Genomic DNA, 23815 nt, shown 5'->3' on the forward strand with positions numbered 1-23815 from the left:
AGGAGTGTGGAATATAAAAATGTTAAAACGATATTGTATTCGCATTATGATGACTTGTTTACTTGTATCCGCATTATGCGTAACATGGAATGCTTTCACAGGAGTTTCTTTATTAGAGATTGTAAAGAAATATGAGGGAACGAGTGCAAAAGAAGTACATGCAGCAGAAGTTAAGAGAAATGTTGCTCCGAGTAAAGAAGTGATAAATGCTTTAGAACAGGCAAACGACTGGTCTAAATATCGTTCAATTGAAATGACTGCAACAGGTTATACATCAGGCATAGAGTCAACCGGTAAGAGCCCGGGACATCCGGAGTATGGTATTACATATTCAGGTGTTAAGGTGAAAAGGGATTTATATTCCACGATCGCTGCGGATTTACGCGTATTCCCAATTGGAACGATTCTATTCGTACCGGGTTATGGGTATGGTGTAGTAGCTGATAAGGGCGGTGCAATAAAAGGAAACCGTCTTGATCTGTATTATGATACGGTGAAAGATGTTTATAGCCAATGGGGTAAGAAAAAAGTAAATGTGTATGTAGTGAAAGTTGGAAATGGTAAGTTTTCAGAAGAAGAGTTAACGATGTTAAATCAAGACGAAACGATGCAAGTGTTTCGCGGCCAATATTTAAAACAAAGATAGTCTAGTGTTAATTACGCTAGACTTTTTTCTTGTCTTATTTCATTGCATTAGAAGTTAGAATTGTCGCATTTTATCGAAAATAAAGTTATAATAGGCGTAGAGTAGAGAAATTTAGGGGGTCTGAACATGTTTCAAGTACAAAAAGAATTAGCAAGCCATGAAGCGGTAATTGTTGCCTTATTTGAAGAAGAGAAAACGAGTAGTTTTGTACAAGAACTGGACAAAGCGTTTGAAGGACAATTACAAGTTTTATTAGAAGAAAAAGAACTTTCAACTAAGAAAAAAGCCATTTCAAAAGTACATAGTTTAGGAAAAACAAATGTGAAACGTTATTATTTCGTTGGCTTAGGTAAGAAAGAATCATATACAACGGAAACGTTACGTGCGGCTCTTGGTAAGGCGTTTAAAGCGTTACAAGCAGCAAAAGTACAAGATGCAGCTATCTTACTTGATTCTTTCGTGACAGATAAATTAGATGCGATTGATGTAGCTCATATTGCGGCAGAAGTACAAGGTCTTGGTACGTATGAATTACAAACGTATAAAACAGATAAAAAGGATCGTGTAGAGTTAGAGAAGTTTACGGCTATTACAGCGGAAGATGCACAAGAAGTTGAAGCTGCATTAACAGTAGGATACGTACATGGGCGTGCAACGAATTCAGCTCGTACACTTGTAAATATGCCGCCAAACGTATTAACAGCGACAAAGCTTGCTGAGTATGCGGTTGAATTAGCGGAAAAGTATGATATGGATTATAAAGTTCTTGAAAAAGAAGAGATGGAAGATATTGGTATGGGTGCATTGCTTGCAGTAAACCAAGGTAGTGTAGAGCCACCGAAAATGATCGCTCTTATTTATAAAGGAAAAGAAGAGTGGACAGATGTAATTGGATTCGTTGGAAAAGGGATTACATACGATACAGGCGGCTACTCTTTAAAACCACGTGAAGGCATGGTTGGTATGAAAGGTGATATGGGCGGTGCAGCAGCTGTTCTTGGTGCGATGGAAATTATCGGTGAACTTCGCCCAGAGCAAAATGTTATCGCTGTAATTCCATCAACGGATAACGTTGTAAGTGGTACTGCATTCAAGCCAGATGATGTGATTACATCTATGAGCGGAAAAACAATCGAAGTATTAAATACAGATGCAGAAGGTCGTCTAGCGTTAGCTGACGGTATTACGTATGCGAAGAAGCTTGGTGCAAATTACTTAGTTGATGTTGCAACATTAACAGGTGGTGTAATTGTTGCACTTGGAAATCATACGACAGGCGCGATGACAAATAATGAAGAACTGTTTGAACAAGTATTAGAAGCATCAATGGAAACGGATGAGCCAATTTGGCAATTACCGATTTTCGAGCGCGATAAAGAACGTGTCAAAAACAGTAAATTTGCTGATTTAAATAACTCACCAGGTCGTGAAGGACATGCGGTTATGGCGGGGACATTCCTAGGTGAATTCGCTGAAGACACACCATGGGTACACTTAGATATCGCTGGAACATCTGAAACAACAGGAGCGCATGATTTAGGACCATCTGGAGCAACAGGTGCAATGGTTCGTACACTTGCAACACTTGTTGAACGTTTCGGAGAAGAATAATTTTTGAAAAAAGGCTGTCTCAAATTTTTTTGAGGCAGCCTTTTATTATTGGCATGGTACGATTATTGTCAATTTTTTCGGTAAGTCGATATCCTTCATTTATTATTGTACTGTTCAAAAAAGTGTTAGATAGTGAAGGATTCACCCTATAAAGAAATCGTATATAACGTACCATTTAAAGCAAATGAAGTGCGACCTGTTTCTTCAGAGACAACTAATATAAGTGCATCACTTTTTTCTGATAAGCCAATTGCTGCCCTGTGACGTGTTCCTAGCTCAGGATCAATATCTGTATTTTTCGTTAACGGAAGAATATTAGCAGCTGAGACAATATGATTATTTTTCACAAGAATAGCTCCATCATGAAGAGGGTTACCTGGGTAAAAAATTGATTCAAGTAACGGTGCGGTTAAATGAGCATTTAATGTTGTTCCAGTTTGAATGAAAGATTCAAGTGTCTCGTTTCGCTCTACAACGATTAGAGCACCGTGCTTTCGGGCACTTAAATGTTGGACAGCTCTTGTGATAAACTGTGAGCTTTCCGTATAAGGTGATAAATAAGCCTGAATATAGTATGTAGCTGCCAATGTTTGTACATTTGCTAACATGTGATGAATATCTTCCATTTTGCATAAAATACATTCATCTTCTTTATCAATTGCCTGTCTCATAATTGATAATTCTTTTTCAGCAATTTCAATCATTTGTTTTGTTTGTATTTTGAGCTCTTCTGACAAGCCCCATTCTTGCATAATCCTCATTCCCTTTGGTGGAGTATTTAATCATAGTGTATACAAATATTCCTAGTAAAATCCTGCTAGATTTTATAAAATATTGAGATACAGGTTGTTTTTTTCATATAATAAAGGTATGACAAGCGGGAGGAGATAGAAGTATGGATTGGAAACAAGAATTTAGTCGCTGGCTTTCATATGCAGAATTAGATGCAGAATTAAAAGAACAGCTAGAAAACATGAAGCAAGATGAGAAGAAAATTGAGGATAGCTTTTATAAAAATTTAGAGTTCGGTACAGGTGGTATGCGTGGTGAACTTGGTGCTGGTACGAACCGATTAAATGTATATACAGTTCGTAAAGCGACACAAGGATTAGCGAAATTTATTGAAAAATTAGGTGAAGAAGCGAAGAAACGTGGTGTTGTTGTAGCGTATGATTCTCGTCATAAATCACCTGAATTTGCAATGGAAGTAGCCGCTACACTAGGTGCACACGGTATCACAACATATGTGTTTGAAAGCTTACGCCCAACGCCAGTGCTTTCTTTCGCAGTTCGTCATTTACATACAGTAAGTGGAATCGTTCTTACGGCAAGCCATAATCCGCCTGAATATAATGGTTATAAAGTATATGGTGACGATGGTGGACAATTGCCTCCAAAAGAAGCTGATGAGTTAATTAGTTACGTAAATGCAGTAGAAGATGAATTAACAGTTGAAGTTGCTGATGTAGAGCAATTAAAAGCTGACGGTTTATTACATATAATTGGACAAGAAGTAGATGATGCATATGCAGCAGAATTGAACAATGTCATTATTAATAAAGAGATGGTGAAAGAAGTAGGAAAAGATTTAAAAATCGTCTTTACACCATTACATGGAACTTCAAATATTTCTGTACGCCGTGGTTTAGAAGAAGTTGGATTTACAGATGTAACAGTTGTAAAAGAGCAAGAGTTACCAGATCCAAACTTCTCTACAGTAAAATCACCAAACCCAGAAGAGCATGCAGCGTTTGAGTATGCAATTCGCGACGGTGAAAAAGTAGGCGCAGACGTTTTAATCGCAACAGATCCTGATGCAGACCGTCTAGGTGTAGCAGTTCGTAATCACGATGGTGAGTTCCAAGTGTTAACGGGGAACCAAACAGGTGCGTTAATGCTTGATTACTTATTATCACAAAAGAAAGAAAACGGAACGCTTCCAGAAAACGGTGTTGTTTTAAAAACAATCGTAACGTCTGAAATTGGCCGTACAATCGCAAAAGCATACGGTTTAGATACAGTTGATACGTTAACTGGATTTAAATTTATCGGTGAGAAAATTAAACAGTATGAAGAAAGCGGACAATATGAATTCCAATTCGGTTATGAGGAAAGCTACGGTTATTTAATCCGTCCATTCTGCCGTGATAAAGATGCGGTACAATCTGTTCTATTTGCATGTGAAGTAGCTGCATACTACAAATCACAAGGTAAAACGTTATATGATGGTCTGTTAGAAGTATTCGAGAAACATGGTTTCTTCCGTGAAGATCTTGTATCGTTAACGTTAAAAGGAAAAGACGGTGCTGAACAGATTCAAAAGATGATGGCAACATTCCGCGGAAATCCTCCGAAAGAAGTAGCTGGTTTAACAGTCGTTGCAGTTGAGGATTATAAGGAAAGCATCATTACAACGTTACAAGATGGAAATAAGGAAGAGATTCACTTACCGAAATCAAATGTGTTAAAATATCAATTAGAAGATGGTTCTTGGTTCTGCTTACGTCCATCGGGCACAGAGCCAAAAATTAAATTCTACTTTGGTGTACAAGATGATTCCTTACAAAATAGTGAACAAAAGTTACTTACTATTAAAGAAGATATTATGAATCGTTTATAATAGAATAGAGTGCTACTGATAGGAAAAGGGGAGAACGGAGAACGGCCTCCTCTTTTCTTATAGTTTTGTATGATGTAGAGGATTATTAAGAGATAATGTTATAAATTTGCACCTTACTAAGAGAATTAAAAGGAAAAGCGAGGGTATTTGTCATGAAAAAAGTGAGAAAAGCAATTATCCCGGCAGCGGGATTAGGAACACGCTTTTTACCAGCAACGAAAGCAATGCCAAAAGAAATGCTTCCAATTGTAGATAAACCAACAATTCAATACATCGTAGAAGAAGCAGTAAAATCAGGCATCGAAGATATTATTATCGTTACTGGTAAAGGAAAGCGCTCTATCGAAGATCATTTTGATAACGCATTTGAACTAGAGCAAAACTTATTAGAGAAGAAAAAGTATGAGCTACTTGAAAAAGTACAAGCTTCTTCTAAAATGGTAGATATCCATTACATTCGTCAAAAAGAACCAAAAGGATTAGGACATGCTGTTTGGTGTGCGCGTAAATTCATTGGTGATGAGCCGTTTGCAGTATTATTAGGCGATGATATCGTTCAAGCTGAAAAACCATGTTTACGTCAATTAATGGACGAGTATGACAAAACACTTTCTTCTGTTATTGGTGTGCAAACTGTTCCTGAAGCAGAAACACATCGCTACGGAATTATCGATCCATTAGAGCAAGAGGGTCGTCGTTATCAAGTTCGTAATTTCGTTGAGAAGCCAGCGCAAGGTACTGCACCTTCAAACTTAGCGATTATGGGACGTTACATTTTAACACCTGAAATCTTTATGTTCTTAGAACAGCAACAAGTTGGAGCGGGCGGCGAAATTCAGTTAACGGATGCAATTCAAAGCTTAAATGAAATTCAACGTGTATTTGCTTACGACTTCGAAGGAAAACGCTACGACGTAGGTGAAAAGTTAGGATTCGTTCAAACGACAATTGAAATGGCTTTGCAACACCCAGAACTACGTGATGACATGGTTGCGATGATGAAGAAAATTTTAGAAGAACAAACGAATCAAGAATCTTAATTTATAGGTATAATCCCTTTTGGATGTGCGGTAGAGACATGTAATTTACTGTGTAATCTAAAGGGGATTTTTTTATGAAAAAAAGACACTCTGGAGAGAGTGTCTTTAATTAGAACTTAAGTTTTTATCGGTCGGCTTCAATTCATTAGCTTTTGATTTAATTTCATTAGAGATGGCGATGTTAATATTTCCGGCAGCTTTTTTGTATTCTTGAATTAATGTATTAACATTTTGATTAAATGTAATTAAACTACCACTTGGAGATTGAGATTGTTCATTAAGTGCAGTCACAATACCATATATTTTTTTATATTCTTCATAGGTTTCTTTGTACTTACTTGGCTGTTCTTTTGCAGCCTCAGAGACTAACCTTAAATCTCTTCCCATGCTGTTATAAAATACATCTACAGCTACAACCAGTCCATCAATTTCTTTTTTCTTAGATCTAAGAGCAGTATTGAAATCATTTCGGTTATTTATTGCGTTTGACCATGTAGTTGAATACTCGGATAATACATATGATGCAGAGTATTCGAAAGTTTCTATGTTGTTATAAAAAGATGCTGCAGCCTTTAAGTAATCAGTTTCTTTTTCTTTTGAGCTTGAGCAGCCTGATATTCATTCTCCATATTCGTTACTGATGATATAGTAAAGAGAAGAACGATGATTGATATAACTGATGTAAGAAATAGTATTATTGATGTTATAAAGTTTCTTTTTGCTGGTACTTTTCGGATTTTTTTAATGAATCCGATGACAATAAAGATTAAAGTCGCGCATAAACTAATTATAGCAAGAAATAAAAAGAAAAATGCTAGACCATTTTCAAGCGCATATTTCATTCCTAATTCGCTATTTCCATATAATGTATAACTGCTGATTATACTTATTATAAAGAGTAAAGAAAGTACTCCTACACCTATTTTAATAAGTGTGTTTTTTGATAGTTTCACTGATTTCCCTCCGAAAATTGTTTTAATTAGATGTATAAAATGTAAGATTTACCGAATTAGCATAGCAAAATTTATTTATAATCTGTGTCGGATATTGTCGAAAATAAAAAAAGAGTTATTCCAGTATACTGAAATAACTCTTTTTTATTATGAAATCGTCGAATGAGAATGCTGATAAGCCGAGCGACGTACAGCATAGTATATGCGGGGTGCGATAATAGCACCGATAATTGTAAATGCAATGTCCTTTACTGCGAACCACATCATAATCATCCACGCAGCTTTATAACTCATATTACCACCCATGAAAATATTGACCGCTCCGTACATGTAAGTAGTACCGATAATATACGTTAAAATGATTCCTGTGAACGAAGCAATTGCAAAGGTGCTGAATGTTGGTCGTTCTTTTTGTTCTACTATTTTTCCTGATACGTAAGCAACGATAATAAATGCGATAATAAAACCACCAGTAGGGTCTAAAAGTGCTCCAAATCCAGCTTTGAAGTTAGCGAAGATTGGCGCACCTGCTACTCCAACAAGCATATAAACAGTCATTGATAATGCGCCAAGTCTACTTCCAAGAAGAAGCCCTGCTAAAATTGCGAAAAATGGTTGCATAGATAATGGGATGCCCGCTACTTGCAAGAATGGTGCCCAAGATACAATGTTTGCACCAATAGCCATAAGAGCGACGAACATGGCAGCTAATGCTAAGTCTAAAACATGAAATCTTCTCATAATGTTAACCTCCTGTTGTTTTTAGGTTAACATTATCGTAGCGAAAATATTTACTTGTTGTCAATCAAAATATTTTGATAAGAAGGCTTTAAGTAGTCTCTTAGCAACGTATATGGAATATGAAATTGCGGGATTCCGCTTGAATAAGGAGCAATCTCATATAAAGGGAAATAAATCACAAGATTATCTGGTTCTAAAAAATAGTGAAACTTTTTTGTGCTCGTTACTTTTTCGACTGCATCAGGAAAATAAATGCCTTCATTTTGTTTAATTTGTCTTACAATCTCCGTACGAATTATTTCTTTATATGTATCCTCTTGTTGAAATAAATCGTCTAAGTGTAGTAACTTTTTTTCGTTTAAATCAAATGTGTTTGCCTTCCACGTATAAAGACCGTGTGCTCCGCCTGTATATTGATAGTAATTCACATATAGACTTAGAAAAGGTCGTTTGTTTAAAGCTACTTTGTAGTCAACATTTGCAACGTATGGATGGAAAGGTGTACTAGATCCTTCTGTTTCTTTATAATATTTCTTCGCTTCTTTTTCTAATTTACTTTTAAATTTGGCAGTAGAGTTTTTGTAATAGGAATTCAGCTTATTTTGAAATTTTGAGTCAGAAAAGTTGTGAAAGGAAGGCCTATTAATTTGATATTCTATATAAGGTTTCTTACCTTTTTGCGTTACAGTCTGAACATCGATTGTCAGGTTAGATGCTTTGGCTGCTAGTGCACAATTTGGTACAATAGTCAGCAAGGAGAATATAAGCGATAGTATACAAAATTTTTGTTTCATTTAGGTGAAACCTCCTTATATAAGTGTTATAGGTAGTTTGAAAGTAAATAGGTAAAAATATACATTTAATTAAAAGTGAGGAAAAGGGGGAAACGATATGTCAAAAACTTTAATGGATTCGCTTGGAATTGAGTTGTTAGAGATGACAGAAGATAAGGTGGTTGCTACGATGCCTGTTGATGAGCGTACGCATCAGCCATTTGGATTTTTACACGGTGGTGCATCTCTTGCATTAGCAGAAACGGTAGCAAGCGTTGGTTCATACAATTTAATTGATCAAGAGAAATGTATTTGTTTTGGTTTAGAAATTAATGCAAATCATATTCGTTCAAAGAAAGATGGAATTGTAACAGCGATTGGGACACCTATACATAGAGGGCATTCAACAATGGTTTGGGATATTCGTATCATTGATGAAAATGATGACTTATTATGTATTTCAAGATGTACAGTAGCTATTAAAGAAAAACGTGAAAAATAGAAAAGAGGCTGCTCATTAGAGCGGCCTCTTTTTTATAATTAGAACTGGATTTTCTTCTCTAAGAAACCTTTTAGTTCGCTAATTGGCATACGAACTTGTTCCATTGTGTCGCGGTCACGTACTGTAACAGCTTTGTCTTCAACTGAGTCGAAGTCATAAGTGATACAGAATGGTGTACCAATTTCGTCTTGACGACGGTAACGTTTACCGATAGAACCAGTTTCATCAAAGTCTACCATGAAGTCTTTAGCTAGTTCTGCGAATACTTCAGTAGCACCTTCAGATAGCTTTTTAGATAATGGTAAGATTGCTGCTTTATATGGTGCTAAAGCAGGGTGGAAACGAAGAACTGTACGAGAATCGTTTTCTAATTGCTCTTCTTCATATGCATCACATAAGAATGCTAATGTTACGCGGTCAGCACCTAAAGATGGCTCGATGCAGTATGGCACGTAACGCTCATTCGTTTGTGGATCGATATAGTTAAAGTCTTCGTTAGAGTGTTCCATGTGACGTTTTAAATCGAAGTCTGTACGAGATGCAACGCCCCATAGTTCGCCCCAACCGAATGGGAATTTGAATTCAATATCAGTTGTTGCGTTACTGTAGTGAGATAATTCCTCTTCACCGTGGTCACGAAGACGCATGCTTTCTTCATGCATACCAAGTGAAAGTAACCAGTTCTTACAAGTTTCACGCCAGAATGCGAACCACTCTAAATCTTCACCAGGCTTACAGAAGAATTCAAGTTCCATTTGTTCGAATTCACGTGTACGGAATGTGAAGTTACCAGGTGTGATTTCGTTACGGAAACTTTTACCGATTTGGCCGATACCAAATGGAAGTTTTTTACGCATAGAGCGTTGTACGTTTTTAAAGTTTACGAAAATACCTTGTGCTGTTTCAGGACGAAGGAAGATTTCGTTTGTGCTAGACTCTGTAACACCTTGGAATGTTTTGAACATTAAGTTGAACTGACGGATTTCCGTAAATTCTTCGCTACCGCAATCTGGGCATTTTACTTCATGTTCTTTCATTAAGTCAGCCATTTGGTCGAAAGTAAGACCATCAACAACCATTTCGATGCCTTTTGCATCTAATGCATCTTCAATTAATTTGTCAGCACGGTGACGAGCTTTACATTTTTTACAGTCGATCATTGGATCGTTGAAGTTACCAACGTGACCAGAAGCGATCCAAGTTTTTGGGTTCATTAAAATAGCTGCATCTAAACCAACGTTGTGTGGAGATTCTTGAATGAACTTTTTCCACCAAGCTTTTTTAACGTTATTTTTTAATTCGATTCCAAGTGGACCGTAATCCCAAGTGTTTGCAAGACCACCGTAAATTTCAGAACCAGGGAAAACGAAACCGCGATGTTTCGCTAAGTTTACAACTTGTTCCATTGAATACATAATAAAATCCTCCTTTTGAAAGTTAACGTATTTGCGATGACGTACTCTGGTACTTGTGAAACGAGCAGTATATGCTTTAAAAAACATAAAAAAACGCTCATCCCAAGGCTTATTCGCCTAGGGACGAGCGTTTGCCCGCGGTTCCACCCTAGTTGATGTGCAAAATGCACATCCACTTTATAATGTATTGCTCGAGACTGCCGTTTCCTTGCTGCTTCAGGCTTTCACTATCCCCAAATCGCTTTTTGTGCAAGTACTTATAAGTCCGTCATCGCTACTTATATTAATAATAATGAACATATTCTAACACGTTCTTTTTTAAATCTCAATAGAGGAACGTGTCTATCTATGATAGAGTCTCGCCTATTTTTTCATTATTTATTCCATAGTTTTGTTTAATGTGTTTAATTGCTTCACGTTTACTGAGCGGGGCAAGCTCGTTAGTTTGAACGTATTCCCATACTACATCTGGCTTTGTTTTTGCGTATTCACGAAGGACCCAGCCAATCGCTTTTTGAATGAAAAATTCTTTTGAAGAATGTAGTTGTCCGATAATCCAGAAAAGAAGTTCTTCATCCATCTTTTGTTTATATTTTAGCTGGAATAAAATTGCGGCACGTTGTAACCATATGTTTTCTGATGCAATCCACTTTGGAATATATGCAGAAATTAATTCTGGATGTTTTAAAAAGATACCACCTAAAAAGGTAGGAACGATGCTATCTACAGAATCCCACCAAGATTTCGTGACAATAAGTTCTTCTAGAAATGGGATATGAGTTTCATTTATATGCTTTTTATATTTTTGCATAATATCAAGTGCAGCTGCCTGAAATTCACGTTCTGGTAAATCCCAAAGCTCACGTACGATAATTTGGAAGTCTTTTTTATCTGGGAGAGTATGTATTTGAATAACGTCTTTTAATAATTGTCTTCTTTCAGGTGTTTGAATACCGAGAAAAGGGAAGTGATTTTTCATATAACGTGCCATCGGTTCTGCTTTTTCGGGATTTTGATGAGCTGTAAAATGCTCTTGTAATGCCTTTACAAATGGATGCATAGGTATGTGCTCCTCTCTTATTATCTTTCTTCTCTTATTATACAAAGAGTTTGGGTGAATTTTAAAACATAACTTGCACTGTAATGAAATATGTTGAGAAGAGAGGGGAGAGGATAAGATGGAAGATCAAGGCGTACTAGCAGGTTTCTTTGCTCTTAGTTTTGCGTTTATTCTTGTTATAATAATTTGGGCAATTATTTCGTACTTGTTAACGGCTTTTGCACTCTATACGATGGCGAAAAATGATGGGGCGACGGATGGTGTTCTTGCTTTTATTCCTTTTTTAAATAGTAAGACGTGGGGTGACTTAGCGAAAGATAAATTGCCGGATTTCTTGAAAGAAGAAGCAGGGTGGAAAGTATTCGGTATATATGTCGCATGCTTTATTTTTAATTATGTACCAATTATAAGTCTGCTAGCAGCGGCTGTGTCGATTGTACTGTCTATTTATCTCATTTACGCTATTTTGGACAGATATGGAACGAATGCGATATTATTTACGATTATTCATGTAATCACATTTTCGGTGTTCTTGCCGATTCATTTATTCATTATTCGAAATGAGCCGATGAGGTATAACGAGTAACTTTTCCGAAAATTGGTACTGAATGAGACATAAAAAAGCGCCCTGCTTAACAGGGCGCTTTTTCTACTACATAAGGTAGCGTAAATAAATGTAAATGTGAGAAATGATTAATGAAACGATCATAATTGGGAAGCCGACTTTAAGGAATTCCATGTAGCTGAATTTATGCCCCTCACGACTTGCGATTCCGGCTACGATTACGTTAGCAGAAGCCCCAATTAATGTTCCGTTTCCACCTAGGCAAGCACCTAATGCTAATGCCCACCATAGTACGTCGATTTGTGCATCAGAAGGTGATAAACCTAGCCCAACTGCCATATCGTTAATAAGTGGGATCATTGTTGCAACGAATGGAATGTTATCGATTGTTGCAGAGGCGATACCAGATACCCATAGAATAAGGATAGATGCTTGAGAAATATCCCCGCCTGTTATTCCGATTACTTTTTGAGCTAACGTTTTGATAAGACCGATATCGATAAGTCCTCCAACGAGTACGAATAGTCCCGCGAAGAAGAAGATTGTTACCCATTCTACACTAGCGAATACTTCTTCAATTTCATGTTCTTTCACACCGATTAACATAAGGACAGTAGCACCAGTTAAGGCGATGATAGCTGCATCAATATGGAAAATAGAATGAGTCATGAAACCTACAATCGTAAGTCCAAGTACTGTTAAAGATTTTTTCATTAATACTGGGTCTTTAATGTATTGTTTTTCATCTAAGCTCATTAATTTCTTAATTTGTACAGGATCAGCAATTAATTGCTTACGGTACATGAAGTAAAGCATTGTTGCTGTTACTGCAATGATAATAATTACAATTGGTGCTAAGTTTAGTAAGAAAGCATTGAAATCTAAATGCTTATTTGCAGAACCAATCATAATATTTGGTGGATCCCCAATTAATGTTGCTGTTCCTCCGATATTTGAAAAAATAATTTCAGAAAGTAAATATGGAACAGGATTTACTTGCAAGATGCGCGTAATAGATAAAGTAACTGGAACAACAAGAAGTACTGTTGTAACGTTATCTAAAAATGCAGAGCCAAGCGCGGTAAGTAAGGAAAGTGAAATTAAAATTTTAATTGGATTTCCTTGTGCTCCTTTTGCGGCTTTAATGGCAACGTATTGGAAGACACCTGACTTACTTGTAATGTTTACTAGTATCATCATACCGATGAGTAACGTAATAGTTCCCCATTCAATATGTTTCGTAAAGGCATTGTGTAAGTCAACGACCCCTGCAATTACCATGAATGCTGCACCAAGAAGTGCGATGACAGCGCGGTTAATTTTTTCAGAAATAATAATGGCATATGTAATTAAAAAGACTGCGATAGCGAAATAATACTGCCAGTTTGCGAGCTCTTGCGTTGTTTCGTGCAAAACTCTCATCTCCTTTCATTCACTTTTCTTAGTGTGTCAAAAAATTAACTAGATGAAACACACATAACGCCATTATAAAGTAGAAAAATGGCGGATGTAAATGAAAGGGGTTATTTTGTCATATTTTCTGCATAGGTCATTTTTTCTTATTTTTAAAAATATTTGTGGGCATTTGACATATATATAAGATACATCCAATCTGAATATTTCAAATGGAATCAGCATTCGAGCTTGTTCGTGTAGGAGTGTCAAATAGAAAGGAATGACAAAGATGATAAGGAAGGGATCGTATGGATGAACAACGATTTTTATTTTTAGACTTTGAGTTTACGATGCCCCAGCATAGAAAAAAGCCAAAAGGTTTTTTCCCGGAAATTATTGAGGTAGGACTCGTTTCAGTTGTTGGTTGTAAGGTGGAAGATACGTATGCATCACATGTCAGGCCAAAAACATTTCCGTCCTTAACGGATCGATGTAAAAAATTTTTAGGAATTAAACAGGAAGTAGTGGACAAAGGAATTTCTTTTCATGAACTTGTTGAGAAACTTGCAGAATATGAAAAGAGGTGTAAACCGACAATTGTAACGTGGGGAAATATGGATATGAAAGTCTTAAAGCATAACTGCGAAATGGCGGGCTTAGAATTTCCATTCTTTGGACAGTGTCGTGATTTATCGCTTGAGTATAAGAAGTTTTTTGGAGAGAGAAATCAAACAGGGCTGTGGAAAGCAATTGAGGCATATGGAAAAGCAGGAACAGGAAAGCATCATTGTGCGCTTGATGATGCGATGACGACATATAATATTTTTAAATTAGTAGAAAAAGATAAAGAGTATTTAGTCAAACCAGCACCTCCGACATTAGGCGAACTTGTTGATTTTTCGAAAGTGTTAAAGAACGTGAGTACACAGTAACGACCAAATTGCACAATATGTAATTTGGTCGTTTTGTTTTTTAAAGTTTGTAATCTTGCTTTAATTGCTGAAGTGTTTCTAGACTACGCCCCGCAAAAGGTGAATCATCTTCAGAAAATGAATTCATTTGCGTTTCTAATGCTAATTTTAGTGACTCGGTATAATCCGGAATTTCTCCTTCATATTTCTTCACCATTTGCTCTGGAATGTTCGTCTGTTCACGAAAAGCTAAAGCGCGTCTTTCATGGAAGAATGGTACGTCAGCTTGTTTGACATTATGTAAATCACCTTGCACCGGATGTTTTAAAACAGCTAATACTTTTACGACGTAACTGCCAGGACGGCTATTTGTAATTTCGCCGATGTATTTTCCAGTTTTATAAATACCCGTAACGATTTCACCAATTTCAAATGTTTCTCTCATATTTTTCACCTCAAGTTTATAGTAAGGAAAGTATAAGAAGGAGTCAAAGAAATCAGTTGATTTTTGAATGTCCTTGAGAATATGACAGGCTTCAACTATAATTTAAAATGATATGACAGAAAATTCTGATGTTAATTCTTTTCATAAATTCCCTGATAAGGAGTGTTTTATATGATGCCTTTATATTTTCCTGAAGATAAAACGGAGTATATTATTCCAGGTATTGTTTGTGTTCTATTTATCGTCGGTGCGGTTGCTACGTGGCGTATGTTTATTCGTGTATCAAAACGAGAAGCAGAGCGATTGCAGAAAGTAGAAGAAAAGCTTTTAGCTGAAAAGAAACAGTAATTCATTTTTGTATGTTTCCCTCTATGCTCGGACAATCTAAAGGCAGAAAGTATTTTGGAGGGAATAGAATGAAAAGACGGCTTTTTTTCAGTTGTTGTTTATTATTTCTAATGGCGGGTTGTGACCAAGGGAAGCCGAAAGAAATTGATGTGAAATTACATAATGCTTCAGGTGATGAAGTGGGGACTGCAAAAGTGGCTCAGCAAACAAGTGGAGTGAAAATTACGATCAAAGCGGAAGGTTTTACACCAGGGCCACACGGGCTGCATGTACACGAAATCGGAGAGTGTAAAGCGCCTAGTTTCGAATCATCCGGGAATCACTTTAATCCAGATAATAAAAAACATGGGCTCCTCAATCCGAAAGGTGCGGAAAATGGTGATTTACCGAATGTAGTGGCAGATGGTTCTGGAAAGATTAAAGCAGAAATCGATGCACCGCATATAACGCTTGAAGAAGGAAAAACGACGATTCATAGAAAAGATGGGGCGTCTATTATTATTACAGAAAACGCTGATGATGGCATGACACAACCAGTAGGAAAATCTGGTGACCGAATTGCTTGTGGTGTTATTGTTAAAAAAGCGTCGGATATGAAGAAAAAGTAGAAGCTACCGTGAAAGGTAGCTTTTGTTGTTATGAGAATGTATGGTGTAGTCTGTTTAAAATCTCTTCTAAAACAGATCGTGGGCAGCCGATGTTAATTCGGATATGGGCTTCCCCGCCTGTCCCGTATTTCTCACCAGGTTCAACGATGATTTTACCTTTCTCTTCAAGTAATGCTGTTCGTTCATCTTGAGAAAGGTTCAAGCGGGAACAATCAATCCACAGTAAAAAACTACCTTCCGGTTTAATTACAGAAAGAGCTGGTATGTGATTTTGAACGTACTCACAAGCAAATTGAGCATTATCTTCAACGTACAATCGAATTTCATTTAGCCAATCATTACATTCTGTATACGCGCTTTGCATTGCTGTATAAGCAAATGTATTTAATCCGTGGAATCCTTGTCTATGTTGGATAGACATAAAGGCATTACGGAGATTTTCATTCGGAATAATAATGGTAGATGCTTGTAATCCTGCGATATTAAATGTTTTGCTCGGAGCCATACAAGTAATAGTGCATGCTGCTAATTCTTCAGATAAAGAAGCGAACGGTGTATGAGTATGGCCTTTATAAATAATATCGGCGTGAATTTCATCGGCGACAACGGTTACATTATACTGCGTACATAACGAACCGAGTTTTGTTAGTTCATCTTTCGTCCAAACACGTCCAATAGGATTATGGGGGCTACAAAGAAGCATTAGTTTTACACCTTGTTTAAATTGAGTTTCTAGATGCTCGAAGTCTATCTTATATATGCCATTCTGTTTAAACAAGGGACTCTCACATAATTGTCTATTATTTGTTTTGACCATTTCAAAAAATGGTGGATAAATAGGAGGTTGTACGAGTACAAATTCTCCTTCTTGCGTTAATGCCTGTATGCTTGTACTAAGAGCTGGAACGATGCCTGCACTAAATACAATCCACTCTTTTTTTATATCCCAACCGTATTGGCTTTTTGTCCAATCGCAAATAATATCCCCAATATTTTCTGGAGGAATTGTATAGCCGAAAATAGGATGTTCTATACGCTGTTGTAATGCAGTTTGAATTGGTTTTGGTACTTCAAAATCCATATCTGCAATCCAGGAATGGAGAAGTTCTTCGTTTTTATATGTGTCCCATTTTGTGCTGTGTGTACCACGCCGATTTACCGTTTTATGAAATAGTTGCATATGTTTGCTCCTTTCTTCTGTCAAACTGTTAAATTATGAAAATTCTAACTCTTCTTATAGAATAGCTGATATGATACGATAAAGAAAAGCATTAAAACGTGAAAAGGCGGGAAGTAGATGGGTGCATATGACAAAATGATTGAGGTTGTGAAAAATTGGGATCCGTTTCAAATGGGACCGGAGTTTTATGAAACAGAAGCGAGCGATGTTGTAAACGTCGTAAGTGTGTTTGATGATCCGAAATACATCGCAAAGAAGATTCAACATATATACTTTATGTCTTTTGAGGAAGTACCTGCACTTGAAAAATGTGAGAAATTAGCTGTGGAGTTACTTGTACTAAAAGAGGGCGGAAGTTGTTCATTGTAGGCTGTCGGAATTTACGACAGCCTTTTTGTTTATTTTAGTTCGTTCGGATTGATTAAAGTTTGGCTTCACAGTGCGGAAAACGTCATGATTTCTTCATAAACATGCTCGGGCTTTTCTTCTGGTAGTAAGTGCCCTGTATTTTCGTAAGAGATAAATGTTGAATTAGGTAAATCTTTATGGAGACGGTGTCCTACATGTACAGGAACGACGCGATCTTTTTCACCCCAAATGAGTAATACTGGTGTTTCGATTTTTTGTAATTCGCTTGAAGATAGGTCACCTTCACGGTCTCTTATCATTCGAGTTAAGGCAGGGAATATACGATCATCATAAAAAGGGGCGGAGTAACCTTCTTTCATTTCATCGTCAATTAATGAGTGATCATGAACGACATTCATTAAGTTGTGAACAATACCGCGCCGTATAATCCAGTTCTTTACGTATAAATGAAAGAACGGTAAATAAGAAGTATACATTAAAGGTAAGTTTGCGCGTGCTAAATAGCTAGAGCTACATAGTAAAATCGTCTTTGAGATTAGTTCAGGACGTATACGGTTTACATAGAGAGAAATTTGCCCACCCATAGAATGACCAACTAATACAATATTTGAGAGCGATAAATGTTCAATTAAATCGATAATAATTGTTGCTAAATTGTGATAAGAATACTTAAAGAGATGAGATTTATCACTTTTTCCGAATGGTGGTAAATCAAGGGCGATTACTGTACCTTCCTTTGTTAGTAAAGGAATGAGCCGTCGATAGCTAAATGAGGAAGATAAGAAGCCGTGAACGAGTACGAAAGTAGGTCGCTCTTTTTTATTATTATGTTCATACAATTCGTAATGAATAGTAGTGCCGCGAGTGGAAAAAGTGAAGTAAGGGCATTTGCATTCATGGTTCATTTTTTGTCACTCCATTGATTTTTGTTCATATCATCTCCAAGGGCAAAAAAAATATGTTAACAAAAAAAGGCAAGATGACATCGTCATCTTGCCTTTCGCTTATTTATCCCACTATTTGTGGGAGTCTTACTGCCGGTAAGAGCCCGATTGGTGAGGGCTGATTAAAGTTTCACTTTATAATTACCTACGAACAATATTAGGTGGTGTTTTTCCTTGTAATCCTGCAACTAAATTTTCAGCAGCTGTCATTGCCATTTGCTGTCTTGTTTTTAATGTTGCAGATCCGATGTGCGGTAAAGTTACAACATTTTGTAATGAGATGAGCGGATTATCTTTTTGGATAGGCTCTTGTGTAAATGTGTCGATACCGGCTGCAAATATTTTCTTTTCTGTTAATGCATGAATTAATGCAGTTTCATCTACTGTTTTCCCGCGAGAGGCATTAATGAAAATTGCTGTTTCTTTCATTAATGAAAACTCCTTCTCCCCGATAAGATGATATGTTTCATCTGTTAATGGAGTAAGGAGAATAATAAAGTCAGATTGTTTGATTAGAGTTTGTAAATCACAATATGTAGCATCAAATTTTTGTTCAGCTTCTTCTTTACGGCGACGGTTATAGTAAAGGACATCCATATCAAATCCGAATTTCGCTCGTTTTGCGACAGCTTCTCCGATTCGTCCCATTCCGATAATACCGATCGTACTATGATGTACATCTAGTCCGAAGTGTTCTTTTCCGATTTCAGCGTTCCATTCACCATTTTTTACATAGGAATTGAGTTCGCAAACACGGCGACCAGCAGATAACATAAGAGCAAAAACGAGGTCAGCTACTGTATCATCTAATACATATGGAGTATTCGTTCCGATAACATTTTTCTTTTCCATCGCTGTTAAATCAAAATTATCGTAACCAACAGAAATGTTACTCACTACTTTTAAGTTAGGAGCTACATCTAACAATTCTTCATTAATAGCAGATCCGAAATTTAATAACCCATCTTTATCTTTTATTTTCTCCAATAGAACATCACGAGGTACCTTCTCGTTTTGATCCCATTTTTCAAAATCACAGTGTTCTGATAAATAGTTTTCTACAAATGTTGGAACTGGTTCGGCAATATATACTTTTGGTTTCACGGTTCCATCCCCTTTCCTCTTAATCCCGATTGGTGCAGCTAATAATCAGTGGGGATGAATAAAACCCCTTCTGATTAAAGTTTCACTTCACCCCGCTTTAACGGACAGTAAGCCTTCCACCTCAAAAAGCAGCTCAAGCAAAGAGGTTAGGTGGGAAAGCAACTGTCCGTAAAAGCCCGATTGGTTCAACTAATAATCCATGGGGTGAACCTTTCCATGGATTAAAGTTTCACTTTATTTTGACATAATTCTCTAAAAAAATCTTCTTTTCAAACAGGAAAAGGTATTTGTATAATTTAGACACAAACGAAAAGGAAGGATGATTTATATGGTGACAGAAAAAGAATTAGAGTTATTAGCTTGTCTTGAAAAGAATAGTCGTTTATCTGTAGATACATTAGCGAAGCTGTTAAATATAGAAGTAGAAGAAGTGAAGAAGATTGTTGCGAAATTAGAAAGTGAAAAGATTATTGTGGACTATGTAACACATATTGATTGGACAAAAGTGAAAGAACATACTGGTTTAACAGCGATGATTGATGTGAAAGTTACGCCAAAGCACGGCGTGGGGTTTGATGCGGTTGCTGAACAAATTTATCGTTATTCAGAAGTGAAATCCGTGTATTTAATGTCAGGGACATATGATCTTTCTATTACATTAGAAGGGAAGACAATGGGAGAAGTAGCGATGTTTGTTTCTGAGAAATTAGCAACGATTGAATCTGTCGTTTCTACGACAACACATTTCATTTTGAAGAAGTATAAACATGAAGGAATTATTTATGAAAAAAACGATGATGATAAGCGAATTGTGGTGACACCATGAAGCAATTTGAACTATCTAGAGTAGCAGAATCTTTACAACCATCCGGTATTCGAAAGTTTTTCGATTTAGCGGCAAGTATGAAAGGTGTTATTTCTCTTGGAGTGGGAGAGCCAGACTTTGTTACACCTTGGAATGTAAGGCAAGCATGTATCCGTTCTTTAGAGCAAGGGTATACGTCATATACAGCAAATGCAGGATTATTGGAGCTCCGTCAAGAAATAGCAAAGTATCTAAAAAAACAATTTGCAGTATCTTATGATCCGAACGATGAAATCATTGTTACAGTTGGAGCGAGCCAAGCGTTAGATGTAGCGATGCGTGCCATTATAAATCCTGATGATGAAGTACTCATTATTGAACCGAGCTTCGTTTCTTATGCACCGCTTGTAACATTAGCTGGAGGAATTCCAGTTCCTATAGCGACTACTTTAGAAAAAGAGTTTAAAGTACAACCAGAACAAATTGAAGCAGCTATTACAGCGAAAACAAAGGCAATTTTACTTTGTTCTCCAAATAACCCAACAGGTGCAATGTTAAACAAATTCGAACTAGAAAAGTTAGCAGTAATTGTTGAGAAGCACAATTTAATCGTATTATCTGATGAAATTTATGCAGAGCTTGTATATGACGAAGTGTATACGAGTTTCGCGAGCATTCAAAACATGCGCGAACATACGATTTTAATTTCGGGATTTTCAAAAGGATTTGCGATGACAGGATGGCGTCTCGGTATGATCGCAGCTCCCGTTCAATTTTCAGAGTTGATGCTTAAAATCCATCAATATTCTATGATGTGTGCACCGACGATGTCCCAGTTCGCAGCTCTTGAAGCGTTACGCGGAGGGAATGATGAAGTAATTCGGATGAGAGATAGCTATAAGAAACGCCGAAATTTTATGGCGACATCTTTCAATGAGATGGGATTAACGTGTCATGTGCCGGGCGGAGCGTTTTATGTCTTTCCTTCTGTTGCTTCAACCGGACTATCTTCAGCAGAATTTGCAGAACAATTATTATTAGAAGAACAAGTGGCTGTTGTTCCTGGAAGTGTGTTTGGTGAGAGTGGTGAAGGATTCATTCGTTGTTCATATGCAACATCGCTTGAGCAACTTATGGAAGCGATGAAGAGAATGGAACGGTTCATAGAGAATAAAAAAAGGACAAAACATAATACGTTTTGTCCATAAAAGGGGGGGAATACTAGAAAGCCATGTGTTAGTATTCTATCCTAATATTGGAGAATTATACGTATTGCAGGAAATTTTTTCGTGAATTTTGAATGAGTTCTATCATAGTGGTATAATTTACTAATATAAGGTGTGAGTATCCTAGGTATTTTACTTAAGGTACTTATTCACCAATCGGATATTTAATAATAAGTACATCTGTTTTGCAATCTACATTTGTAGAGAAAATGGTAAACGTATGGGAGTGTTTCATATGTCAGAACAATATACAACAGGAGTGGTTGTAACAGGGAAAGTGACTGGAATTCAAGATTACGGTGCATTTGTAGCGTTAGATGCAGAAACACAAGGACTTGTGCATATATCTGAAATTACAAATGGATATGTAAAGGATATTCATGACTTTTTGAAAGTCGGCGATACAGTAGAAGTAAAAGTACTTTCAATTGATGAAGAGCACAGAAAAATGAGTTTATCGTTAAAAGCGGCGAAAAGAAAACAAGGAAGGATTCTTATACCGAATCCATCTAAGGACGGATTTAATACGTTGCGAGAAAAGCTGACAGAATGGATTGAAGAGTCCGAGTTAACAAAGTAAAAGAGGAACGCATATGAGCGTTCCTCTTTTACTTTATCTTATGATATATATTTGCAAATATGATTGCATGCAATCATATTCGTATGTCAGAGGTGAAGAGGACATACTGGTTATCGAATTTCGTTTGTTTCTGGGTGTGTACCAAGATTTTCAGATGGTTTAAAGAGTAAACCAAGATTGATAAGCCCAGATATACCAACGATGCCGTAAATAATACGTGCGAGAGCTGAGTTTTGTCCGCCGAAAATGGCTGCTACTAAGTCAAACTGGAAGAACCCGATTAGTCCCCAGTTTACAGCACCAATTACAGTAAAGACTAATGCGATACGTTGCAATGTACTCATGAAAAAGCCCCCCCTAATTGTGAAGCATGAGCAAGCGCTGAGTTAATCAACTCTTTTATAGAATGGTGCAGTTATGTTGTTTTTATACATAAAAAATGTGTTTAAAAAGGATGTATATACATCTATACCGAAAAATGCGAATTTTTATGCAAAAAATGAACTTTTTCTAAAAAATATATATTGGTTACGTTTACAATTGTTGAATCGCTTGATTTACAACTTTAGTTTCGCTAAAGTGAATACAGAAATACATATACATAATTGGAGGGAAAAAGATGAGTACACATGTAACGTTCGACTATTCTAAAGCGTTATCCTTCATCAGTGAACATGAACTAACTTATTTACGTGATGCAGTAAAAGTATCACACCATGCAATCCACGAAAAAACTGGAGCTGGGAACGATTTCCTTGGGTGGGTAGAGCTTCCGCTTCAATATGACAAAGAAGAATTTGCTCGCATTCAAAAATGTGCAGAAAAAATTAAAAATGACTCTGACATTTTACTTGTTGTAGGTATCGGTGGTTCTTACTTAGGAGCACGTGCAGCAATCGAAATGTTAAACCATTCTTTCTACAATACGCTTTCTAAAGAACAACGTAAAACTCCACAAGTGCTATTTGTTGGACAAAACATTAGCTCCACTTACATGAAAGATTTAATGGACGTACTAGAAGGTAAAGACTTCTCTATTAACGTTATTTCCAAATCAGGTACAACAACAGAGCCTGCAATCGCATTCCGTATTTTCCGTAAGTTATTAGAAGAGAAGTATGGAAAAGAAGAAGCTCGCAAACGTATTTATGCAACTACAGATAAAGCGCGTGGTGCTTTAAAAACACTAGCTGATAACGAAGGTTACGAAACATTCGTTATTCCAGATGATGTTGGCGGTCGTTTCTCTGTATTAACACCAGTAGGTTTATTACCAATCGCAGTAAGTGGCTTAAACATTGAAGAAATGATGGAAGGTGCAGCTGCTGGTCATAATGACTTCGCGACATCAGAACTGGAAGAAAACCCAGCTTACCAATACGCAGTAGTTCGTAATGCTCTATATAATAAAGGGAAAACAATTGAAATGCTTGTTAACTATGAGCCAGCACTTCAATACTTCTCTGAGTGGTGGAAACAGTTATTTGGTGAAAGTGAAGGAAAAGATCAAAAAGGTATTTTCCCATCTTCAGCAAACTTCTCAACTGACCTACACTCATTAGGTCAATACATTCAAGAAGGTCGCCGTGATCTATTCGAAACAGTTCTTAAAGTAGGTAAATCTACACACGAACTAAAAATCGAATTAGATGACAACGATTTAGATGGATTAAACTATCTTGCTGGTGAAACGATCGACTTCGTAAACACGAAAGCATACGAAGGTACATTACTTGCACATAGCGATGGCGGAGTACCAAACTTAATCGTAAACATCCCTGAATTAAATGAGTACACATTCGGTTACCTTGTATACTTCTTCGAAAAAGCATGTGCGATGAGCGGTTATTTATTAGGCGTAAATCCATTTGACCAACCAGGAGTAGAAGCATACAAGAAAAACATGTTTGCTTTACTTGGTAAACCAGGATTTGAAGAATTAAAAGCAGAATTAGAAGAGCGTTTAAAATAACA

At 36.8% G+C, this 23815-nt stretch carries 25 protein-coding genes and 1 pseudogene; 14 read left to right on the forward strand and 12 right to left on the reverse strand.

Annotated features, from left to right (window positions below):
- The first annotated feature begins 19 nt into the window (after positions 1-19).
- Both CDB3_RS25870 and pepA read left to right on the forward strand, forming a co-directional pair.
- Positions 20-646, forward strand: a complete 627-nt coding sequence (locus tag CDB3_RS25870; protein ID WP_128856461.1) for a 3D domain-containing protein — start codon at positions 20-22, stop codon at positions 644-646.
- A gap of 126 nt (positions 647-772) precedes the next feature.
- Positions 773-2257, forward strand: a complete 1485-nt coding sequence (gene pepA / locus CDB3_RS25875; protein ID WP_128856437.1) for a cytosol aminopeptidase — start codon at positions 773-775, stop codon at positions 2255-2257.
- 146 nt (positions 2258-2403) lie between these two features.
- Here pepA and cdaS read toward each other — a convergent pair whose 3' ends face one another.
- The gene (gene cdaS / locus CDB3_RS25880; protein WP_128856438.1) at positions 2404-3009 is read right to left on the reverse strand and encodes a sporulation-specific diadenylate cyclase CdaS; all 606 of its coding nucleotides are present in this window, start codon (positions 3007-3009) and stop codon (positions 2404-2406) included.
- Positions 3010-3152: 143 nt separating this feature from the next.
- On the opposite strand from cdaS, the gene CDB3_RS25885 reads away from it, so the two are divergent.
- Together CDB3_RS25885 and galU are read left to right on the forward strand one after the other, a co-directional pair.
- Positions 3153-4877: a phospho-sugar mutase gene (locus tag CDB3_RS25885; RefSeq protein ID WP_128856439.1), complete on the forward strand. Its 1725-nt coding sequence runs from the start codon at positions 3153-3155 to the stop codon at positions 4875-4877.
- A 152-nt stretch (positions 4878-5029) separates the two neighbouring features.
- Complete coding sequence (gene galU / locus CDB3_RS25890; protein WP_128856440.1) at positions 5030-5917, forward strand: UTP--glucose-1-phosphate uridylyltransferase GalU; 888 nt, start codon at positions 5030-5032, stop codon at positions 5915-5917.
- Positions 5918-6022: 105 nt separating this feature from the next.
- Here galU and CDB3_RS25895 read toward each other — a convergent pair.
- From CDB3_RS25895 to CDB3_RS25905, 3 genes and pseudogenes are all read right to left on the reverse strand, one after another.
- Positions 6023-6870 (reverse strand): annotated as a pseudogene (locus CDB3_RS25895) (hypothetical protein).
- A gap of 147 nt (positions 6871-7017) precedes the next feature.
- A complete protein-coding gene (locus tag CDB3_RS25900; protein ID WP_097832231.1) occupies positions 7018-7611 on the reverse strand; it encodes a biotin transporter BioY in 594 nt (197 codons plus the stop codon).
- 50 nt (positions 7612-7661) lie between these two features.
- Positions 7662-8405, reverse strand: a complete 744-nt coding sequence (locus tag CDB3_RS25905) for a DUF3298 and DUF4163 domain-containing protein (RefSeq protein WP_128856441.1) — start codon at positions 8403-8405, stop codon at positions 7662-7664.
- 97 nt (positions 8406-8502) lie between these two features.
- On the opposite strand from CDB3_RS25905, the gene CDB3_RS25910 reads away from it, so the two are divergent.
- Positions 8503-8886 carry a hotdog fold thioesterase gene (locus CDB3_RS25910; protein ID WP_000047694.1) on the forward strand — a complete coding sequence of 128 codons (384 nt, stop codon included), beginning with the start codon at positions 8503-8505 and terminating at the stop codon, positions 8884-8886.
- Between the two features lie 38 nt (positions 8887-8924).
- Here the strand turns inward: CDB3_RS25910 and CDB3_RS25915 are convergent, their stop codons facing one another.
- Positions 8925-10301: a glycine--tRNA ligase gene (locus CDB3_RS25915; protein WP_000287143.1), complete on the reverse strand. Its 1377-nt coding sequence runs from the start codon at positions 10299-10301 to the stop codon at positions 8925-8927.
- Positions 10302-10647: 346 nt separating this feature from the next.
- Positions 10648-11361 carry a DNA alkylation repair protein gene (locus CDB3_RS25925; protein ID WP_097832233.1) on the reverse strand — a complete coding sequence of 238 codons (714 nt, stop codon included), beginning with the start codon at positions 11359-11361 and terminating at the stop codon, positions 10648-10650.
- Between the two features lie 118 nt (positions 11362-11479).
- On the opposite strand from CDB3_RS25925, the gene CDB3_RS25930 reads away from it, so the two are divergent.
- The gene (locus CDB3_RS25930; RefSeq protein WP_097832234.1) at positions 11480-11947 is read left to right on the forward strand and encodes a hypothetical protein; all 468 of its coding nucleotides are present in this window, start codon (positions 11480-11482) and stop codon (positions 11945-11947) included.
- A 66-nt stretch (positions 11948-12013) separates the two neighbouring features.
- Here CDB3_RS25930 and CDB3_RS25935 read toward each other — a convergent pair whose 3' ends face one another.
- Positions 12014-13339 carry an ArsB/NhaD family transporter gene (locus CDB3_RS25935; protein WP_128856443.1) on the reverse strand — a complete coding sequence of 442 codons (1326 nt, stop codon included), beginning with the start codon at positions 13337-13339 and terminating at the stop codon, positions 12014-12016.
- A 290-nt stretch (positions 13340-13629) separates the two neighbouring features.
- Here CDB3_RS25935 and kapD point away from each other — a divergent pair, with 290 nt between their 5' ends.
- Positions 13630-14253: a 3'-5' exonuclease KapD gene (kapD, locus tag CDB3_RS25940; protein WP_097832236.1), complete on the forward strand. Its 624-nt coding sequence runs from the start codon at positions 13630-13632 to the stop codon at positions 14251-14253.
- 40 nt (positions 14254-14293) lie between these two features.
- Here the strand turns inward: kapD and kapB are convergent, their stop codons facing one another.
- On the reverse strand, positions 14294-14677 hold the full coding sequence (gene kapB / locus CDB3_RS25945) for a kinase-associated lipoprotein KapB (protein WP_001209324.1): 384 nt from the start codon (positions 14675-14677) through the stop codon (positions 14294-14296).
- Between the two features lie 171 nt (positions 14678-14848).
- On the opposite strand from kapB, the gene CDB3_RS31860 reads away from it, so the two are divergent.
- Both CDB3_RS31860 and sodC read left to right on the forward strand, forming a co-directional pair.
- Positions 14849-15025, forward strand: coding sequence for a hypothetical protein (locus CDB3_RS31860; RefSeq protein ID WP_000982769.1), 177 nt, complete (start codon positions 14849-14851; stop codon positions 15023-15025).
- Positions 15026-15093: 68 nt separating this feature from the next.
- Positions 15094-15633, forward strand: coding sequence for a superoxide dismutase [Cu-Zn] (sodC, locus tag CDB3_RS25950; RefSeq protein WP_071743956.1), 540 nt, complete (start codon positions 15094-15096; stop codon positions 15631-15633).
- Positions 15634-15661: 28 nt separating this feature from the next.
- Here the strand turns inward: sodC and CDB3_RS25955 are convergent, their stop codons facing one another.
- The gene (locus CDB3_RS25955) at positions 15662-16813 is read right to left on the reverse strand and encodes a MalY/PatB family protein (protein WP_128856444.1); all 1152 of its coding nucleotides are present in this window, start codon (positions 16811-16813) and stop codon (positions 15662-15664) included.
- 117 nt (positions 16814-16930) lie between these two features.
- On the opposite strand from CDB3_RS25955, the gene CDB3_RS25960 reads away from it, so the two are divergent.
- Positions 16931-17182 (forward strand): YugE family protein, encoded by a 252-nt coding sequence (locus CDB3_RS25960; protein ID WP_002015854.1) that lies wholly within the window; start codon positions 16931-16933, stop codon positions 17180-17182.
- 65 nt (positions 17183-17247) lie between these two features.
- Here CDB3_RS25960 and CDB3_RS25965 read toward each other — a convergent pair whose 3' ends face one another.
- Both CDB3_RS25965 and CDB3_RS25970 read right to left on the reverse strand, forming a co-directional pair.
- On the reverse strand, positions 17248-18087 hold the full coding sequence (locus tag CDB3_RS25965; RefSeq protein WP_097832240.1) for an alpha/beta fold hydrolase: 840 nt from the start codon (positions 18085-18087) through the stop codon (positions 17248-17250).
- 180 nt (positions 18088-18267) lie between these two features.
- Positions 18268-19260, reverse strand: coding sequence for a 2-hydroxyacid dehydrogenase (locus tag CDB3_RS25970; protein WP_128856445.1), 993 nt, complete (start codon positions 19258-19260; stop codon positions 18268-18270).
- Between the two features lie 298 nt (positions 19261-19558).
- On the opposite strand from CDB3_RS25970, the gene CDB3_RS25975 reads away from it, so the two are divergent.
- The 3 genes from CDB3_RS25975 (at position 19559) to yugI (ending at position 21841) form a co-directional block, all read left to right on the forward strand.
- Positions 19559-20056 carry an Lrp/AsnC family transcriptional regulator gene (locus tag CDB3_RS25975; protein ID WP_000255687.1) on the forward strand — a complete coding sequence of 166 codons (498 nt, stop codon included), beginning with the start codon at positions 19559-19561 and terminating at the stop codon, positions 20054-20056.
- On the forward strand, positions 20053-21243 hold the full coding sequence (locus tag CDB3_RS25980) for an aminotransferase (RefSeq protein ID WP_128856447.1): 1191 nt from the start codon (positions 20053-20055) through the stop codon (positions 21241-21243). Before CDB3_RS25975 ends, CDB3_RS25980 begins: the two co-directional genes overlap by 4 nt.
- A gap of 253 nt (positions 21244-21496) precedes the next feature.
- A complete protein-coding gene (gene yugI / locus CDB3_RS25985) occupies positions 21497-21841 on the forward strand; it encodes a S1 domain-containing post-transcriptional regulator GSP13 (RefSeq protein ID WP_000003767.1) in 345 nt (114 codons plus the stop codon).
- A gap of 110 nt (positions 21842-21951) precedes the next feature.
- Here yugI and CDB3_RS25990 read toward each other — a convergent pair whose 3' ends face one another.
- Positions 21952-22185: a DUF378 domain-containing protein gene (locus CDB3_RS25990; protein WP_000105788.1), complete on the reverse strand. Its 234-nt coding sequence runs from the start codon at positions 22183-22185 to the stop codon at positions 21952-21954.
- A 275-nt stretch (positions 22186-22460) separates the two neighbouring features.
- Here CDB3_RS25990 and CDB3_RS26000 point away from each other — a divergent pair, with 275 nt between their 5' ends.
- Positions 22461-23813, forward strand: coding sequence for a glucose-6-phosphate isomerase (locus tag CDB3_RS26000; RefSeq protein WP_128856450.1), 1353 nt, complete (start codon positions 22461-22463; stop codon positions 23811-23813).
- The last annotated feature ends 2 nt before the right edge of the window (positions 23814-23815 follow it).

Source organism: Bacillus sp. CDB3, assembly GCF_002081505.1.
In the GTDB taxonomy this organism is placed as follows: domain Bacteria; phylum Bacillota; class Bacilli; order Bacillales; family Bacillaceae_G; genus Bacillus_A; species Bacillus_A cereus_AT.